Source organism: Micromonospora saelicesensis, from assembly GCF_900091575.1.
In the GTDB taxonomy this organism is placed as follows: Bacteria; Actinomycetota; Actinomycetes; order Mycobacteriales; family Micromonosporaceae; genus Micromonospora; species Micromonospora saelicesensis.
The window spans coordinates 1151418-1167855 of sequence record NZ_FMCR01000001.1; the positions used below are offsets into that span (position 1 = coordinate 1151418).

A 16438-nucleotide genomic window follows, 5' to 3' on the forward strand; every position below is an offset into this window, starting at 1 on the left:
GCGGACACCTCGGGAGTACGAATGCTCAAGGGCTTCAAAGACTTCATCATGCGCGGCAACGTCGTCGACCTGGCGGTCGGTGTCGTCATCGGCGCCGCGTTCACGGGCGTGGTCACCCAGCTCACCAAGTCGTTCCTCGAACCACTGATCCGGGTCATCGTGCTGGTCATCACGGGCAGCGACAAGGGTCTGGCCGGCACGGCACCCAAGTTCCGTGGCATCCCGTTCGACTGGATCGCCTTCGTCAACGCGGTGATCACCTTCCTGCTCACTGCGGCGGCGCTCTACTTCCTGGTCGTCTACCCGATGAACCGGCTGGCCGAGCGGCGCAAGCGGGGCGAGGAGCCGCCGCCCTCGGCGCCGAGCGAGGAGGTCAAGCTGCTCACCGAGATCCGGGACGCTCTGGTCTCCGCCGGCCACACCACCCCCGGCCAGCAGCGCGGGGCGCTGGACGACGTGCTGGGCCGCCGCCCGGAGCCGCCGACGCAGCGCTGACCCGAACGGATGCACATCGGCCCCTGTGGGATTCCCGCAGGGGCCGCACCTTCTCGTACGTGTGTTCGATAGAGTCCCGCCATGGAGCAGCGAAAGCACTGGTGGAACGGGAAGTGGGGGCGGCTGGCCCGGCGGGACGTCTTCCTGCGGGTGGACGCCGACCGGTGGCACGTCGAGCAGCGGGCCGGCGGCGCCGAGGGCATCTCCCGTTTCTACGAGTACGGCAGTGCGGACGAGGCCGAGGACACCGTCCGGGCGCTGCTCGACGGCCCGGACACCTGGCGGGAGCTGTCCCCCCGCCCGCCCGGCGGCTGGACCCTCCCGAACAGCTGAGTGTCCGTCGCCCGCCACCTTGCGCGGGCCGTGGAGACGGTACTGCTTTCGACGGTTATGACTCTGAGGAATAAATATGCCTCAGAGTCATAACGCTCTCCGGGCCATCGCTCTCCGGGCCATCGCCTGCGGACCTGCCGCCTCCGAGCCGCTGCTCTGGACGAGGTGCCGACCACACCGAGACCGCAGCGGCCGCTGAGCGTCGGGCGGACAGGCGGCGGCGTTTAGCGGCGCGCCGCCCTGGGAACCGCAGCGGGATGGACCAGCAGGACGAGCAGCAGGCGACCATCTCGCGGATCACCACCGGGATGCCGGTGATCGACTCAGCTGGCACCGAGGTCGGGACCGTGGACCTCGTCCAGCGGGGTGACCCGAACGCGGTGACCGTCCAGACACCGACCGCCGACCCGGGCAGCAGCCTGGACGAGCTGATCGAGGCGACCGCGGTCGAGGAGCCGGACGTACCGGCCGACCTGGCGGCGCGGCTGCTGCACAGCGGCTATCTGAAGGTCTCGACCGACCTGACCCGCACCGGCGCGGTCTACGTACCGGCCGACCGGATCGGGTCGGTGGCCGACGGCCGGGTCCTCCTGGCCGTCGGGGTGGCCGACCTGCCGCCCGAGGAGTGACCCCACCGCCCTGATTGACTCGGGTTCACGGAAATCGGGGCATCCGGAGCCTCGGGACAGCCCGACTTCATGAAACCCGAGTCGATCTTCGCTGCACGGTGGGGGCCGACTGATCCGGCGCGGCCGGCTGGTCCCCGGCGGGCTCATCCGGTGCGGCGGGCTGGTCCGGTGCGGCGGGCTGGTCCGGTGCGGCGGGCTGGTCCGGCGCGGCGGGCTCATCCGGCGTGGTGAGGGCGGGTTGGTCGGGCGCGGCGGGTTGCCGGCGATGGAAGAGCAGCAGCATCAGGCAGCCCGCGACCAGGCCCCAGAACGCGCCGCCCACGCCGATCAGCGTCACCCCGGACGCGGTCACCACGAAGGTGACCACGGCTGCCTCCCGGGTCGCCGGGTCGGTCACCGCCGAGGCGAGCGCGGTGGCCAGGGCGCCCAGTAGCGCCAGCCCGGCGACCGCCTCGATGAGGATCGGTGGGGCGACCGCCACCAGCGTGGTGGCCACGCCGGCGCCCAGGCCGAGCACGGCCAGCCCAGCGCCCGCGGTGACCGAGGCGATCCATCGGCGCTCCGGGTCGGGGTGCGCGTCGGGGCCGGCGGCCAGCGCGGCGGTGATCGCCGCGAGGTTCACCGCGTGCCCGCCGGCCGGGGCGGCGAGCAGACTGGCCAGGCCGGTGGTCCGCAGCGCGGCGCCGAACGGCGGCCGGTAGCCGTAGCCGACCAGCACCGCCATGCCGGGTACGTTCTGCGCGGCCATGGTGACCAGGAACAGCGGCAGGGCCAACCCGACCAGTGCGGACGCGTTCCAGGCCGGCGCGGTCAGCGTGACCGACGGGATCAGCGCGGCACCGGTCAGGCCGGTCGGCGGTGCGGTCAGTGCGATCGCCGCCACCGCCACCACCAGCGCACCGGGTACCGCCCAGCGTCGGGCGAACCGGTGCAGCAGCAGCCAACCGACCACCACCGATCCGGCCACCACCGGCAGCTCGACCAGCGCGCGGACCGGGGCGGTGCACAGCGGCAGCAGCACCCCGGCGAGCATCGCGCCGGCCACCGGCTTGGGGATGGCGGCCACCGCACGGCCGAGCGGCGGGAACAACCCGGCCGCGACGATCAGCACACCGGAGACGAGGAAGGCGCCCACCGCTACCGGCCATCCGCCCGGTGGCGACCCGGTCGCCACCAGCAGCGCCGCGCCCGGAGTGGACCAGGCTGCGCTCATCGGTATCCGGTACCGCCAGCCCAGCCAGACGGCGACGAACCCACTCGCCACGCAGAGAGCGAGCAGGCCGGAGGCGGCCTGTGCGTCCGACGCGCCCGCCGCTCGGAGCCCGGCCAACACGACGGTGAACGAGCTGGCGAAGCCGACCAGCGCGGTCACCACCCCCGCCAGCACCGGTTGCACGCGTCCGGCCACCCCACCCTCCCGACTGTTCCGTTTACGGAACGGAAGCGTGTAGCACGATAGCCGGGTGCCGCACCCACCACCAGCCCGCCCAGGCCTCGACGTGGATCCCGCCGTCGTCGGGCGCCGGGTTCGTGCCCTCCGCGAGGAGCAGGGAATCTCGCTGTCCACACTCGCCCGGCTCGCCGGTGTCGGAAAGGCCACCCTCTCCGGCCTGGAGCACGGCACCCGCAACCCGACCCTGGAGACGCTCTGGGCGGTCACCGCACAGCTCGGCGTACCGTTCACCGCCCTGCTGGCCGAACCGGCGGCCGAGCCCACCGTGCACGGCACCGCGGTCACCGCGACCCTGCTGGAAGTCTTCACCGACACCGACGCGACCTACGAGCTGTACCGGATGCGGGTCGCGCCCGGCGTCACCCAACTCTCCCCCGCTCACGCGCCGGGGGTCACCGAGCACGTCACCGTCTTCGCCGGGGTGCTGCGCACCGGGCCGGCCGACGCACCGCTGACCGCCCCGGCCGGCGGGCACCTCCGCTGGGTGTCGGACGTGCCACACAGCTACGCGGCGGTGGGTGACGAGGAGGTCGCCGCCAGCCTGCTGCTGCGCTATCCGCGCCGCTGAGACCCCGCCGAACGGTCACGGACCGTCGGCCCCGTCGACGAAAATCGCAATCATTTCTCGACCTAGGTAGGAGGCGTAGAGACGAATGCGGGTTGTTCTTGGCAAGCTTGACCCCATGACGCTGATCCTCCGCTCGGTCATCCTCAACGACATCGGCTTGGTGCGCACCAACAACGAGGACTCCGCCCTCGCCGGTGACCGCCTGATCGCCGTCGCCGACGGCATGGGTGGGCTGCCTGCGGGCGAGGTGGCGAGCGAGATCGTGATCCGGATCCTGGACGAACTGGCTCCGCCCACCGACCCCGACGGCGCCGCCGACGCGCTGCGTGCCGTGGTCAGCACCGCCAACCAGCGCATCCACGCCGCCATCACCGTCGACCCGAGCCGGGACGGCATGGGTACGACGCTCACCGCGGCGCTGCTGGCCGGGGAGACGCTGGTGCTGGCCCAGGTGGGCGACTCCCGCTGCTACCTACTGCGCGAGGGGGAGCTGACCCAGCTCACCCGGGACGACACGTTCGTGCAGGCGCTCGTCGATCAGGGCACCCTCTCTCCCGAGCAGGCCCGCCACCACCCGCAGCGGTCCCTGGTGACCCGGGCCGTGCAGGGCGCCGACACCCCACCCGCGGTCGGGGTGCTCACAGTGGCCCCCGGTGACCGGCTGCTGCTGTGCAGCGACGGGCTCTCCGACTACGTCGAGGACGAGGCCATCGCCGCGGCCCTGGGCATGTACGCCGACCGCCAGCAGTGCGGTGAGCAGTTGGTGAAGCTGGCTCACCACGCCGGCGCACCGGACAACGTCACAGTCGTGGTCTCCGACGTCGTCGCCCACTGACCCGTACGGCTCACTCGGCGGCTCACCCGAACCGACTGGTTCGGGTTCCGCTGCCACAGTAGGTGGTTGTGCCATCTAGCTTGCGCCGCTACTGTCCGACGCGTGGATTCCGACCGGCGCGGGCAGTGGCTGCGGGGGGTGCTCGACATCTGCGTCCTGGCCCTGCTGTCCAAAGGCGAGTCCTACGGCTACCAGCTCGCGCAGGCGCTCGACGCGGCGGGCGTCGGGCCGATCCAGGGCGGCACGCTCTATCCCGTGCTGCTGCGCCTACAGAAGACCGGCCTGGTGACCGCGCAGTGGCGGGAGGGCAGCGCCGGGCCGGCCCGTAAGTACTACCGGCTCACCGACGACGGGCACGAGGCGCTCCGCGCCGGCGGCAGCGCCTGGCTCACCTTCGTCCAGCCGGTGAACGACATCGTCACGAAGGGGGTCACCCGGTGAACGCCGACGATTGGCTGCGTACGCTCACAGCCGAGCTGCACCAGCGCCGGGTCGCGGCGGACGCCGCACGGCACGTGGTCGCCGAGGCCGCCACACACCTGCGCGAGGGCGGCGGCGACCCCTGGGTCGTCTTCGGCCCACCCCTGCAGTACGCGGGTGCGGTCGTGGAGAGCATCGGCACCGCGCCCGGACCCCGCCCCGGCCCGGTCCGGCTGCACGCGGCGGGCATCACCAAGCGGTACGGGCGACGAACCGTGCTGCGCGACGCCACGCTGACCGTCCGGGCCGGACAGATCGCCGCCGTCGTCGGCGCGAACGGCTGCGGCAAGAGCACCTTCCTCCGGATCTGCGCCGGACTCATGTCACCGGACGCCGGTGAGGTGACCGTCTCCGGTCGGCTCGGCTACTGCCCGCAGTCCGGCGGCACCGCCGACTTCCTGCTCGCCGACGAGCACTTCGTGCTGGTCGGCGCGGGTCAGGGTGTGGCCCGGGGCCCGGCCCGCCGCGCCGGTCGGGCGGCGGCCCGGCAGCTCGGCTGGGAAGCGGGCGGCGACGTGCAGGCCCGCCACCTGTCCGGCGGCACCCGACAGAAGCTCAACCTGACCATGTCCACGCTCAGCGCCCCCGACGTGCTGCTGCTCGACGAGCCGTACCAGGGCTTCGACCAGGGCACGTACGTCAACTTCTGGGACCAGCTCAGCAGGTTGCGCGACGCCGGCACGGCCATCGTCGTGGTGACCCACCTGCTCAACCAACTCGACCGGGTGGACATCGTGCTCGACCTGACCCCGGCACACGAGACCGGGTGGCACGCGCCCGGCATCCAGGGAGGCCGCCCGTGAACCGGCTCGTCACCGTCGCCGAGATGACCCTGCGGGAGCTGCTGCGGCGTCGAGGCGTACTCCTGCTGTTGTTGTTGATGCCGTTGACCTTCTACCTGATCCGGCGGGACGCCTACCTCGGGCAGTCGGTTCGCTCGCTGCTGCTGGGGGTGGGCTGGGCGGTGAGCACCGCCGCGCTGTTCGCCACGACCGCGGCCCGCGAGTTGGAGCCGAGGCTGCGGCTGGCCGGCTACCGTCCACACCATCTCTATCTCGGTCGGATGCTCGGTCTGTGGACGGTGGGGCTGGTCATCTCCGTACCCTTCTTCCTGCTCCCGATGATCGACGGCGCGGACCTGCGGTACGGCGGCCTCGCGGCGGCGCTGCTCTGTTCCGTCGCGGTGGCGGCGCCGTTCGGGATGCTGATCGGTGCGCTGCTGCCCCGCGAGTTGGAGGGCACGCTGCTGCTGCTCACCGTGGTGACGGTGCAGATGCTGATCGAACCGGCCGGGTCCGGGGCGAGGTTGACGCCGTTCTGGTCGAGTCGGGAGATCGCCACCTGGACTGTCGACAACACCGACCAGGGCTACCTCTCCCGTGGCCTGCTGCACGGGCTCGTCGTCACCGCCCTGCTGGCCCTGGGCGTGGCCGCGGTGGCCAGCGTCCGCCTGCGCCGCCGTCGTCACCTGCGGCACCTGCCGGTCGGCTGACCGCCGTGCCGGCCGCGGATCGGGCCAATCCGGTTGCTGCGACCCGCGCGGCGGGTTGAGATGGTCGAATGACCATCCGCCGGGTGACCGACGACGACCGTCTCACCACCAGCTTCCCGCTGGCCGCGTACGCCTTCGAGTCCTCGCCGCTCAGCGCTGCCCGGACTGCGGAGTTCCGCGACTACCTGCCCTACAACCAGGGCAACCGGACGCTGATCGCCGAGGAGGACGGCACCACGTTGGCCGCCGTCTCGGCCATCCCGATGCGACAGAACCTGCGCGGGGTGGTGCTGCCGATGGCCGGTGTCGCCGGGGTGGCGACCCATCCGCTGGCCCGCCGGCAGGGGCACGTCCGGACGTTGCTGCACCAACTGCTCGACGAGATGCGCGACGAGGGCCACCCGCTCAGCGCGCTCTATCCGTTCCGGCCCAGCTTCTACGCCCGGTTCGGCTACGTCGGGCTGCCCAAGCCGCGCCGGGTCACCTTCACTCCCGCCAACCTGGGTTCGCTGCTGCGGGTGGACCTGCCCGGCGAGGTGGGCTGGGAGCGCGTCGCCGCCGGCTATCCGGCGTGGCGGGCGTTCACCGAGCGCAACCTCCAGGAACGACACGGCTTCGCGATCTTCCCCGACTACCGGGCGGTCGGAATGCGTGACCGTGACGAGTACTGGCTGCTCACCGCCCGGGTCGGCGGGGAGGTCACCGGCGCGGTGACGTACCGGATCGACGAACACGGCGGCACGCTGCACGGCAACGAGTTGCTGGTCACCGACCCGCTCGCGCGGGCGCTGCTGTTGCAGTTCTTCGCCCGGCACGTCGACCAGATCGAGCGGGTCACCGTTCAGGTTCCGCCGGACGAGTTGCCCGAGCTGTGGCTGACCGACCTGGACGTGCACGTCGAGGCCCGTACGGCAGTGCCGGGTTCGTCCGCGCCGATGGCCCGGCTGCTGTCACTGGACGCGTTGAGCGGGCTGCCCGCCGGCCCGGGCCGGGTGCGGATCGAGCTGACCGGGGACCGTTGGCTGGCCGGCACCTACCTGCTCGACGGCACGACCGGCGCGCTGGAACTGGTCGACGACACCACCGGCCGCGCGCCGACCGCCACGCTCACCGCCGCCGGGCTCTCCGCCCTCGCGTACGGGGTACTGGACCCGGCCGAGCTGCCGCTACGCGGTCTGGGCGAGGTGCCGGTGGACGCCGCCACGGAGCTGCGCGGCCTCTTCCCCCGCCGGGTGCCGTACCTTTTCGCCGACTTCTGAGCCCTCCTCACAATCGGGTTTGTCGCTCCGGCGACCGTGGGTACGGTCCCGCGAATGCCGGAGTGGTTACAGGCGGGTGGATGGGGGTTGCTGGCCGGGTCGGCTCTGCTGGTCGGGGCGGCGGTCGGCTGGTTCGCCCGGGTGCCGCAGCGCGTCATCGCGTCGATCATGGCGTTCGGCGCGGGGGTGCTGCTCTCCGCGGTGTCGTTCGAGTTGATCGCCGAGGCGCACGCGCAGGGCGGGCTGCTGCCCACCGCTGTCGGCGCTGCCGTCGGGGCGGTGGTCTACACAGTGGCCAACCTGGCTCTCGCCCGGCACGGCGCCCGGCACCGGAAGCGGTCCGGCGACCAGCAACCCTCCGAGAGCGAGCAGCCTGGTTCCGGCTCGGCGCTCGCCGTCGGCGCGCTGCTCGACGGCGTACCGGAATCGGTAGTGATCGGCGCCAGCCTGCTCGGCGGCGGCACGGTCAGCCTGGTCACTGTGACGGCGGTGTTCCTCAGCAACGTTCCGGAGGGGCTGTCCAGCGCCGCCGGCATGCGCCAGGCCGGCCGCAGCCGACGGTACGTGTTCCTGCTCTGGACCGGGATCGCGCTGATCAGTGGCGTCGCCGCGCTGGTCGGCAACACGCTGCTGGGTGGCGCGCCGCCGGAGGTGCTGGCCGCCATCACCGCGTTGGCCGCCGGGGCGATCCTCGCCATGATCACCGACACCATGGTCCCGGAGGCGTTCGAGAACGCGCACCTACTGGTCGGCCTGATCACTGTCGCCGGCTTCCTGACCGCCTTCGCCCTCTCCCACACCTGACCACCGGTCACGCCGCCACAACCGGCGCGGCAGGCGGGCGGCGACGGCGGGTGGCGGCGGCGCGTGGGGTGGGCGGCGGGCGGCGATGGCGGGCGGCGACGGGCGCGGCTTAGCTGCGCATTAAACCGGCCCGGCGGATTCGTCGCGATGCCGTCGCGGCTCCTAGCATCACGGGGTGCGCATGACGTCGCTTGCCGCTCTCCTCGCCCTCGGTGTCGCCACCGCGACCCTGCCCGCCTGCGCGCCCAACGATCCGGCCCCCGCCTTCGAGGCCGGCTCGACCGCCTCGCCGACGGCGCTGCCCACCGGCGGTCAGAGCGCCGCTCCGGGGGCTCGCGACGGCCTCGGCGGCCCGGGGGCCAGCGCCAGCCCGAAGCCCGCCAACAAGGTGCTCGCCGCCGGCAACCCGAACGGCAGGGCCACCGTGCCGGCCGAGGCGCGGGCGGTGGACATCTCGAAGCCGACCCGGACCATCGGCACCGGCACCCCGGCGAGCTGCACCTCCGCGGCGGTCGTGAAGGCCGTCGCGGCGGGCGGTGTCATCACGTTCAACTGTGGACCGGCCCCGGTGACGATCAAGATGGCCGCCACCGCGAAGGTCCGCAACGCCAACGGGCCGAAGATCGTGCTGGACGGCGGCGGCACTGTCACGCTGAGCGGCCAGGGGCAGCGCCGCATCCTCTACATGAACACCTGCGACGAGGCCCAGGGCTTCACCACCTCGCACTGCCAGAACCAGGATCACCCGCAGCTCACCGTGCAGAACCTCACCTTCGCCGACGGCAACTCCACCGGCGAGAAGGCCGAGGGCGGCGGCGGTGGGGCGATCTTCGTACGCGGCGGGCGGCTGAAGGTCGTCAACTCGCGCTTCGTCCGCAACCGCTGCGACCGCACCGGCCCCGACCTGGGTGGCGCGGCCGTCCGGGTGCTGAGCCAGTACGAGAACAAGCCGGTGTACGTGGTGGGCAGCACCTTCGACGGCGGTTCCTGCTCCAACGGAGGGGCGCTGAGCAGCATCGGCGTGTCGTGGGTGTTGCTGAACAGCCTGCTCAGGAACAACGAGGCGATCGGCAGCGGCGCCAACCCGGCCAAGTCCGGTACGCCCGGCGGCGGCAGCGGCGGCGCGATCTACTGCGACGGCAACGAGTTCACCGTACGGATCGCCGGCACGATCATCGAGAACAACACTGCCAACGAGGGCGGCGGCGCGGTCTTCTTCGTGAGCAACAACCGCACCGGCACGATGAAGATCGAAAACTCGACCCTGCGCCGCAACCCCAGCGCCAAGTTCGAGACCCACGGCTTCCCCGGCATCTTCTTCCTGGGCGCCCGCAACCCCACGCTGACCAACTCCAAGCTCACCTAACCCGGCCGCCCGACCCCGGCGGGCCCCCGCGCCCGCGCGTCTCCGCCGCCGCCCGCGCGCCCGCGCCGCCCGCATACCCGCGCGCCGCCCGCGCCGCTCGCGCCGGTGATCAAGAGGTTTCGGTCATCGGGGCGGCATTTGTTGACCGAAAGCTCTTGATCAACACGCTGGGGTGAGGTCAGTAGGGGTTTCCTTGGCCTGGGGGGCGGGCGCGGAGGAGGGCGGCGGGGCGGCCGGGCAGGTCCCGTGCGCCGGACATCGGCGGGCTCGGCGTGTGGTCGCCGTCGGCCATCCCGGCGAAGAGTTCCTTGAGTGCCGTCAGCGCACTGATCTTGGGCTGCCAGCCCAGCTCGGTCTCCGCGCGCTCGCTGGACATCAGTGGGGCGTTCAGACCCAGCTCCACCCAGCCCACGTCGACCGGTTGCAGCCGCGCCCGCCAGGTTAGGGCCGCCGCCGCCCGCAGCACCGGCGCGGCGACCGGCACCGTCCAACCGTGGAAGTGCCGGGCCACCAGCTCCGGAGTGAGCACCGGGTCCGCGGCGACGTTGAAGGCACCGCGCGCATCACCCAACACCGCCCGGGCGTACGCGTCAGCCACGTCATCGGCGTGCACCGCCTGCATCCGCAACCGGCGGTTCGTCGGCACCAGCGGGATCCGGCCGTAGCGCAGCAGCCGCACGGGCGCCAACGGGCCGAGGAAGTAACGCGTGATCTCCGCACCCGCGGCCCGCTGGAAGATCAACCCGGGTCGCATCCGCACCACCCGCAGCGTCGGCTGATCCCGTTCGACCCCGTCCAGCAGCGCCTCCACCTCGGCCTTGTGCTCGCTGTACGACGAACCGGGCACCCCGGTGGCCGGCCACCGCTCACTGATCGGGTGGTCCTTGGGGCCGGGCGCGTAGGTGCCGACCGACGAGGCGTACACCAGGGCTGGCACACCGGCCTGGACCACCGCGTTGATCACCGCCCGGCTGCCCTCGACGTTGGTCCGGCGCAGCACCCGCTGGTCGTGGCTGGGCTGGATCTGCCAGGCCAGGTGCACCACCGCGTCCGCACCCGCGAACACCTCGGCGAGCTGCCCGACCGCGCTCGGCGCGCCGATGTCGCAGGAGTGCCACTCCACCTGGTCGTACGGCTCGCCGGCATCCGGGCCGGGCAACCGTCGAACGACCCCGGCCAGCTCCACGCCCCGCTCCCGGCGCAGCCGCCGCAGCAGCGCCGTACCGACGTTGCCGCTCGCCCCCACCACCACGATCCGCATGACCGACCCCGTACCCGCCCAGCAGCAGCTCAACCACCCACCAACGGGTGGCCCCCGCCCCACCGGTTGATCCACTCGACTTCGTGAAAGTCGCGGCATCCGCGCGCACAGGACAGCCCGACTTCCGGGAAACCGAGTCGATCAAGGGCGAGGAGACTCCCGTACCCAGCCGTGCTTCTCCTTGCCCCGCCGACCGGCGGTGGCGGCCAGGCAGCGTGGGCAGATCCAGCCCACGGCGTCCGCCTCGGTGAGCACGTCGGTACCCGAGAAGTCGAAGGGCACATGCGGGAAGCGACGCAGTCGGGTCCGGCTCAGTGCCAGGCCACAGACCGTCTGGTTCTGGCCGGGCAACCAGGCGTGCACCTCCCCACCCGGCTGGCGTACGCCATCGCGCCCGACCTCCTCCCCGGAGGCCGCCACGGCCGGCAATCGGCTCGATCCCATGCCGGTCCTGGTTCCCCACCGACCCAAACCCATGCACCGCCGCGCAAGGTCGCTCGATTCATCCCAGCTCACCGACCCAGCGCCCCGGACCCTCGGCCGCGCCCCGACAGGTGATGATCAACTGCGGCGGACAGCCGGCCAGCCGCAGCCATCGACGGCCGGCCGGAAGCCGAGAGCGGTCGGCACTCACCGTCGGGTAACCTGAGCGCGCGGGCCGCTAGCTCAATGGCAGAGCTGTGGACTTTTAATCCATAGGTTCAGGGTTCGAGTCCCTGGCGGCCCACTCCTCCGTAGCTCAGCGGCCCTTTGCGGGGCCGCTGTTGGTGTCATTCGGGCCGGTGCAGCAGCAAAGTACAGCAGTCGACTCTCGCCGGTCCGACTCTTGCCGAGGCGCTGCCCATCTCGCACGCCAACTACCGGCAGAGTGAGCCGATCAGCTCTTCGAAGCCGGGGAACTCTTCCCGCGCTGCGGTAATGACCTCATCCGCCGACCTGCGATGCGATGGTGCCCAGCGTTGGGCGATCTCCGCGAGGCGCTCATCCGTGCGCGGCTCATGTTCATGATCGGGATAGGCCGTTGCTTCCCATGGACCGAAGCCGTCGGCGAGAAGCCACAGGTAGTCCCACAGGTTCTGCGCCACGACGGCCGTTTCGCCCTCCGAACCGAGAAACACCACCGGCTGCTGCTCGATCGGCTCACCATGGCGCACCAGCCAGAAGGCGGCGAGGCCACCCGTGCCGTCCTGCCCGAAGACCCGGAACTCGGAACCATCAAGCTCCGCGTTTCCCGTCCACGCCCTCCACCACTCGGCAATCTCGGCCGAGTCGAGGAAGTGGGAGTACGGCTCGAAGTCAACGCCGGCCCCGTCCCTGTAGTCGAAGCCGGCCTCGTGAGCTTCGGACAAAGGAGTCGGCAAGGTACGACCATCGTGATCCACGGCAGCACCCTAGCGAGGAGAACCGACGGAACCGCCGACAGCGGATCGGTCAGGGGTCCTTCACCGATCCAGCGCTTGGCCGAGCCGCTTGAGCGCGTCGCGGGTGGCCGCCGAGGACACCACCGTGTAGATCTCCATGGTGATGGCGAATTGGGCGTGCCGAAGGATCTGCATTGCCACCCGGGGATGCACATCAAGGTCCGCCAGGAGCGAGGCGCAGGTCCGCCGGGCATCCCGGACGGTGATGCGCCGGACTCCCGCCGCGTCGCAGCGCCGGTCCCAGAAACGGTTGAAGTTGCGTGGCTCGACCGGCCGGCCGTAGCGGGTGGTGAAGATGAGATCCGAGGGGTGCCAGGCCGGGCCGGCGGCGTCCCGGGCGGCGGTCTGCGCGGCGCGACGGCGGTCGAGCGCCACGGTGCAGATGTCCGGCAGCGGCAGGGTGGCGTCCGAGGCGGCCGTCTTGGTCTCCCGGTGCAGCAGTTCGGCACCGACCCGCTGGAGCTGCCGGTCGATGGTCAGCTCTCCCGAGTCGAGGTCGATATCGGCCCAGGTGAGCCCCAACATCTCGCCCTTGCGCAGGCCGAGCACCAGGACCAGGACGTACGCGGCGTATAACGGGTCCTCGTCGGCGCGGGCCGACTCCAGGAAGCACCGCGCCTCGTCGCTCGTCCACGCCTTCTGCTTGCGCTTCCGTACGGGTGGCAGCTTCACCAGAGACGCGACGTTGCGGGAGATCAGCCCTTCGGTGATCGCCTGGGAGAGCAGCGTCCGGAGCACGGTCCGCAGGTGAGTGACGCTGGTGGCCGAGGGCAGATCCCGGCAGCAGCGGCCGAGGGCACAGCAGCGACGCTGGGCGGCCTTGCGCCGCTCGTCCTTTCCCTGGGCGCAGCACTGGCAGGTGCGACCCACCTCATTGATCCAGGTCTGCACGTCGCTGACCCGGAGCTTGTCGAGGCGCTTCCGACCCAGCCCCGGCACGAGGTAGAGCCGGACCACCACCTCGTAGGTGACGTAGCTGCCCGGGGCGAGGTTCGGCTTGACGATCTCGCGCAGCCAGTAGCCGGCGTACTCCCCCACCGTCGGGGACCGCGTCGCCACAGGGCCGGCTTTGGCCTGCCCATGCAGCTTGATCCACTTGTCGTGGACCTCTTCCCGGGTCTTGCCGTAGGCCCACTTCCGGCCCCGCTTGCCGTCGGGCTTTTCCACCCAGACGTAAGCGGCGAAGCCATTGCGGTACGGGAAGATGGAGCCTTCGCCGTTGGCGCGGACGCGTCCGGGCATCAGGCCGCCTCCTGCCGCTCGACCTGGTCGCGGATGTAGTCGTCGACCCATCCGGGGAGGATGCGGCGGTACTTGCCATCCTTGATGGAGCGCAGCTCGCCGGTGGCGATCTTCATCTTGACCTTGGAGATGCCGAAGCCGAGAAGGACGGCGACCTCAGCAGGTGAGTACCAGCGCGGGGTGAGGTTTCTGCTCATGCGGCGGCCCCGCTGAGCCACGTTTCGTGGGCGAGTTCTTCCCGGCCGATACGTCTGCTCTCTCGTCGCCGCCTGGCGGCGGTGTTGGCAAGCAGGGCGTCGCCGTCGCTGAGCCAGCCGGACCCGATGTAGGTGAGGGTGCCGACGGTGACGGCGTCGGTGGCGGCGTCGTCTTCGGTGCGGCGGTAGGTAGCTCGGGTGTTTCGGAGCAGGCCGAACGTGACCAAGTAGCGGCGGGCCTTGGTGAGGAAGTGGCCGCCGAAGCCGAGCATGTGTGCCCAGCGGCGCAGCCCGGCGTAGACGTTCCGTTTGGTGTCAAGGCTGGCTTGACGGTCGACGGCCGTTGCGGCGCCGTTGGCGGTGTCGGTGTCGGTAGGCCGTCCGAGGTGCCAGCAAGCGTCGATGAGGCGGGCGAGATGGTCTCCTGTCGGGTCGGCGTAGTCGTCGATAGTGGCCGGAGTGAGTCGGGTGGAGCAGTGGCCGGTGGCCTCGGTCGCCTTAGTGGCGTACTTCGCCAGGTAGGCAGCAACCTTGCCGTCGGTCAGCTCGCCGTCGGCGGTGTTGATCCGTCGGACGTCGACCTGCTCACCCCAGGCCACCAGCCAGCCTTCCGGGCGGTCGGGATGCGGCGGTGTCCTCACGATGATCTGGGAGGCGGCGGCCTGAACGGCAGTGTCCAGGTCGTCGACGGCGATACCGGCTGGTGGCGGAATGCGAGCGTTCGGATCGTCGGAATCGACGCCGTCGAGGCGCAGCAGGACATGAAAGTGCACGGCTGCTCGGCGCTGCATCTCGGCGACCTTGCCGTGCGACACCCGCACGGGCGGCACCTGGCGGACCTTCCCCGAGGCGGTGACGACCCGGACGAAGGGGATGCCGCGTCGGCGGCAGAGGGCGGCGAGGTGCCGTTCGATGGCTTGCTTGGTGCGCCGCCACAGTTCGCCGGAGAAGTAGTTCCAGACGGCGTGGTGGTCGTGGTCGTAGCAGTCCAGGCACAACGGCTGCCCGAGCTGCGGATCGTCGGCGTCGTGGCGGGCGAAGCACGCCGCGGGCTTCCCGTGCTGGCAGGTGCCGGCGGCACTCCGGGCACGGCAGGGAGCAGGCCGACAGTCGCAGCGCTGCCGGGAAGCACAGGTGTGACGGGCGACGTGCCGGTGGTGGACAGCGCCGAAGGATGGTGCGGTGAAGGTGGCGAAGACGACCGGGTGCCGGCCGACCGAGGCAGGCACGCCCTTGCCGCCGGTAATGCCGCAGCGGACGACCTGGTATGCGTCGCCCGCGTAGACCCAGGCGCAGTCCGGGCATTGCGATTCGCGGCGGTTGCCGCACGCCTTGTACAGCGCTCGGTCGGGTAGCTCGTCGGTGTGCTGGTCGATCAGAACCCGGCCGGTGTCTCGCTCTACGGCAGAGATGCTGCCGGAGAGGCGGATCGGGCGAGAGCAGCCGCCGGCGGAAGCGGTGTGCTCCAGCCAGCCGGAGAACTCCGGCGTAGCGGCCCGGTGCAGGGCTTGGGCGTCACGGTCGCAGGCGACGCCGGGACGATACAGGGTGAGCGGGGTGGACACGGTCTTCTCCTCAGGGGGTGGCAGGGACGGGAGACAAAGCACCACCAGCCGTGGACCTTGGTCCGCTGGTGGTGTTCGTCGTGTCTCCTGGCACCGCCGGGAGGGCGGCTGACGCCGGAGGGCGGGTTCGTGGTGGTGCACCTCCCGCCGATCGTCATGTTCCTTTCGCGCTCGTGGACTCAGTGACGGAGGCCGGCACGGGTGGGGAGCCCGGGATACGAGCATCCGGCCGGTTGCCGCAGGCTGTCCCCGCCCGTGGAGGTGTGCGAATCCGGGCCATCGTGGACGGCAGAAGGCCGTGCTGGGCCGCTCAGCGGATTCGGGAGACCGGCGTGGCGTCCGGTGCAATCGAGAGCCGGCGGGACGTGGCCCGCATCGGCGGCAGGAAGGCCGCTCGGCATCTCCGAAGTCGTGTCCAGCGATCCGGCAGGAAGGCCGCGCTGGCGTGCTCGACGAGCGCCAGAGTGGCACCGGGTTCCGACACGTCAACCCACCGTGATCCCGGAGGCTGTGGCGGGACGGTCGGCTGCCTGCCGTGTCGGGCTCCAGTTGATCCGCTACAGCCGGCTGCCTGCCGGCGTGGGAGGACTTTCTGTACGTCTATCAAGGCGGCCCGCAGCGGGCCGCACGCGCCGCCGCTTGGGCGCGCGTCCGTCGCTCCGCTGACGCTCCGACTCCGGCCAAGCAACACGCCCGGCGGCTGGCGCGGAAGCGGAAAGCCCAAGGGGCCGCCGCAGCACGACAGACCGTTGACGAGGGAGGTGGTGGGCCGGCAGCCGGCCGGGCCGCGCGGCCACGAGCCGCGCGGCGTAGGGAGCGCACGCCGGCCGCGTCGGCGAGCTAGCGGCGGTCTCGGGTTGCGGCTACTGCGCCTCCGGCGGGGGCGCTCCGGCTCCAGGATGGCCGGGGCTCCGTCGGCGGGTCACGGTCCGTGGGTGGTCGCGGTAGGCCATCCCGCCTGCCATCGACCCGGGCAAGCCGAGCAGACCACCGCCCGACCCGCCAGCGCCCGTGCATGCGTCAAGGCCGTCTTGACGT

The 16438-nt window shown here is 71.5% G+C and carries 18 protein-coding genes and 1 tRNA gene; 12 read left to right on the forward strand and 7 right to left on the reverse strand.

All coding sequences use genetic code 11. The features are described 5' to 3' along the window. The first annotated feature begins 21 nt into the window (after positions 1–21). The 3 genes from mscL to GA0070561_RS05460 all read left to right on the forward strand — a co-directional run bounded on the left by mscL (position 22) and on the right by GA0070561_RS05460 (position 1457). Positions 22–495, forward strand: a complete 474-nt coding sequence (gene mscL, locus GA0070561_RS05450; RefSeq protein WP_091395799.1) for a large conductance mechanosensitive channel protein MscL — start codon at positions 22–24, stop codon at positions 493–495. An 81-nt stretch (positions 496–576) separates the two neighbouring features. Next, entirely contained in the window at positions 577–828 is a 252-nt protein-coding gene (locus GA0070561_RS05455; RefSeq protein ID WP_030486188.1) for a hypothetical protein, read from the forward strand. A 257-nt stretch (positions 829–1085) separates the two neighbouring features. Next, positions 1086–1457, forward strand: a complete 372-nt coding sequence (locus GA0070561_RS05460; protein ID WP_091395802.1) for a hypothetical protein — start codon at positions 1086–1088, stop codon at positions 1455–1457. Positions 1458–1524: 67 nt separating this feature from the next. Here GA0070561_RS05460 and GA0070561_RS05465 read toward each other — a convergent pair whose 3' ends face one another. Then, positions 1525–2865, reverse strand: a complete 1341-nt coding sequence (locus tag GA0070561_RS05465) for a benzoate/H(+) symporter BenE family transporter (RefSeq protein ID WP_091395804.1) — start codon at positions 2863–2865, stop codon at positions 1525–1527. A gap of 55 nt (positions 2866–2920) precedes the next feature. On the opposite strand from GA0070561_RS05465, the gene GA0070561_RS05470 reads away from it, so the two are divergent. The 8 genes from GA0070561_RS05470 to GA0070561_RS05505 all read left to right on the forward strand — a co-directional run bounded on the left by GA0070561_RS05470 (position 2921) and on the right by GA0070561_RS05505 (position 9714). Then, positions 2921–3478, forward strand: a complete 558-nt coding sequence (locus GA0070561_RS05470; protein ID WP_244166067.1) for an XRE family transcriptional regulator — start codon at positions 2921–2923, stop codon at positions 3476–3478. Positions 3479–3593: 115 nt separating this feature from the next. Next, a complete protein-coding gene (locus GA0070561_RS05475) occupies positions 3594–4313 on the forward strand; it encodes a PP2C family protein-serine/threonine phosphatase (protein ID WP_091395810.1) in 720 nt (239 codons plus the stop codon). 102 nt (positions 4314–4415) lie between these two features. Continuing rightward, on the forward strand, positions 4416–4754 hold the full coding sequence (locus GA0070561_RS05480; RefSeq protein ID WP_091395813.1) for a PadR family transcriptional regulator: 339 nt from the start codon (positions 4416–4418) through the stop codon (positions 4752–4754). Next, positions 4751–5596 (forward strand): ABC transporter ATP-binding protein, encoded by an 846-nt coding sequence (locus tag GA0070561_RS05485; protein ID WP_091395816.1) that lies wholly within the window; start codon positions 4751–4753, stop codon positions 5594–5596. Before GA0070561_RS05480 ends, GA0070561_RS05485 begins: the two co-directional genes overlap by 4 nt. Beyond that, the gene (locus GA0070561_RS05490; RefSeq protein ID WP_091395818.1) at positions 5593–6285 is read left to right on the forward strand and encodes a hypothetical protein; all 693 of its coding nucleotides are present in this window, start codon (positions 5593–5595) and stop codon (positions 6283–6285) included. The genes GA0070561_RS05485 and GA0070561_RS05490 overlap by 4 nt, the downstream gene beginning before the upstream one ends. 68 nt (positions 6286–6353) lie before the next feature. Next, a complete protein-coding gene (locus GA0070561_RS05495) occupies positions 6354–7544 on the forward strand; it encodes a GNAT family N-acetyltransferase (protein WP_091395821.1) in 1191 nt (396 codons plus the stop codon). 54 nt (positions 7545–7598) lie between these two features. Next, on the forward strand, positions 7599–8348 hold the full coding sequence (locus GA0070561_RS05500) for a ZIP family metal transporter (RefSeq protein WP_091395824.1): 750 nt from the start codon (positions 7599–7601) through the stop codon (positions 8346–8348). 181 nt (positions 8349–8529) lie between these two features. Beyond that, positions 8530–9714 (forward strand): hypothetical protein, encoded by a 1185-nt coding sequence (locus GA0070561_RS05505; RefSeq protein WP_091395826.1) that lies wholly within the window; start codon positions 8530–8532, stop codon positions 9712–9714. 178 nt (positions 9715–9892) lie between these two features. Here GA0070561_RS05505 and GA0070561_RS05510 read toward each other — a convergent pair whose 3' ends face one another. Together GA0070561_RS05510 and GA0070561_RS05515 are read right to left on the reverse strand one after the other, a co-directional pair. Next, positions 9893–10975 carry an NAD-dependent epimerase/dehydratase family protein gene (locus GA0070561_RS05510; protein WP_091395829.1) on the reverse strand — a complete coding sequence of 361 codons (1083 nt, stop codon included), beginning with the start codon at positions 10973–10975 and terminating at the stop codon, positions 9893–9895. A gap of 141 nt (positions 10976–11116) precedes the next feature. Further along, entirely contained in the window at positions 11117–11419 is a 303-nt protein-coding gene (locus GA0070561_RS05515; protein ID WP_091395831.1) for a hypothetical protein, read from the reverse strand. A gap of 211 nt (positions 11420–11630) precedes the next feature. On the opposite strand from GA0070561_RS05515, the gene GA0070561_RS05520 reads away from it, so the two are divergent. Beyond that, positions 11631–11702 (forward strand) — tRNA-Lys (locus GA0070561_RS05520). Between the two features lie 130 nt (positions 11703–11832). On the opposite strand, the gene GA0070561_RS05525 is transcribed toward GA0070561_RS05520, so the two are convergent. From GA0070561_RS05525 to GA0070561_RS05540, 4 genes are read right to left on the reverse strand one after another with little or no spacing between them, the layout of a single operon-like run. Beyond that, positions 11833–12357 (reverse strand): SMI1/KNR4 family protein, encoded by a 525-nt coding sequence (locus tag GA0070561_RS05525; protein ID WP_091395834.1) that lies wholly within the window; start codon positions 12355–12357, stop codon positions 11833–11835. A gap of 60 nt (positions 12358–12417) precedes the next feature. Beyond that, a complete protein-coding gene (locus GA0070561_RS05530; protein ID WP_091395838.1) occupies positions 12418–13638 on the reverse strand; it encodes a tyrosine-type recombinase/integrase in 1221 nt (406 codons plus the stop codon). Then, positions 13638–13835, reverse strand: coding sequence for an excisionase family DNA-binding protein (locus GA0070561_RS05535; protein WP_091395841.1), 198 nt, complete (start codon positions 13833–13835; stop codon positions 13638–13640). Before GA0070561_RS05535 ends, GA0070561_RS05530 begins: the two co-directional genes overlap by 1 nt. Beyond that, the gene (locus GA0070561_RS05540; RefSeq protein WP_091395844.1) at positions 13832–15400 is read right to left on the reverse strand and encodes a replication initiator; all 1569 of its coding nucleotides are present in this window, start codon (positions 15398–15400) and stop codon (positions 13832–13834) included. Before GA0070561_RS05540 ends, GA0070561_RS05535 begins: the two co-directional genes overlap by 4 nt. Between the last annotated feature and the right edge of the window lie 1038 nt (positions 15401–16438).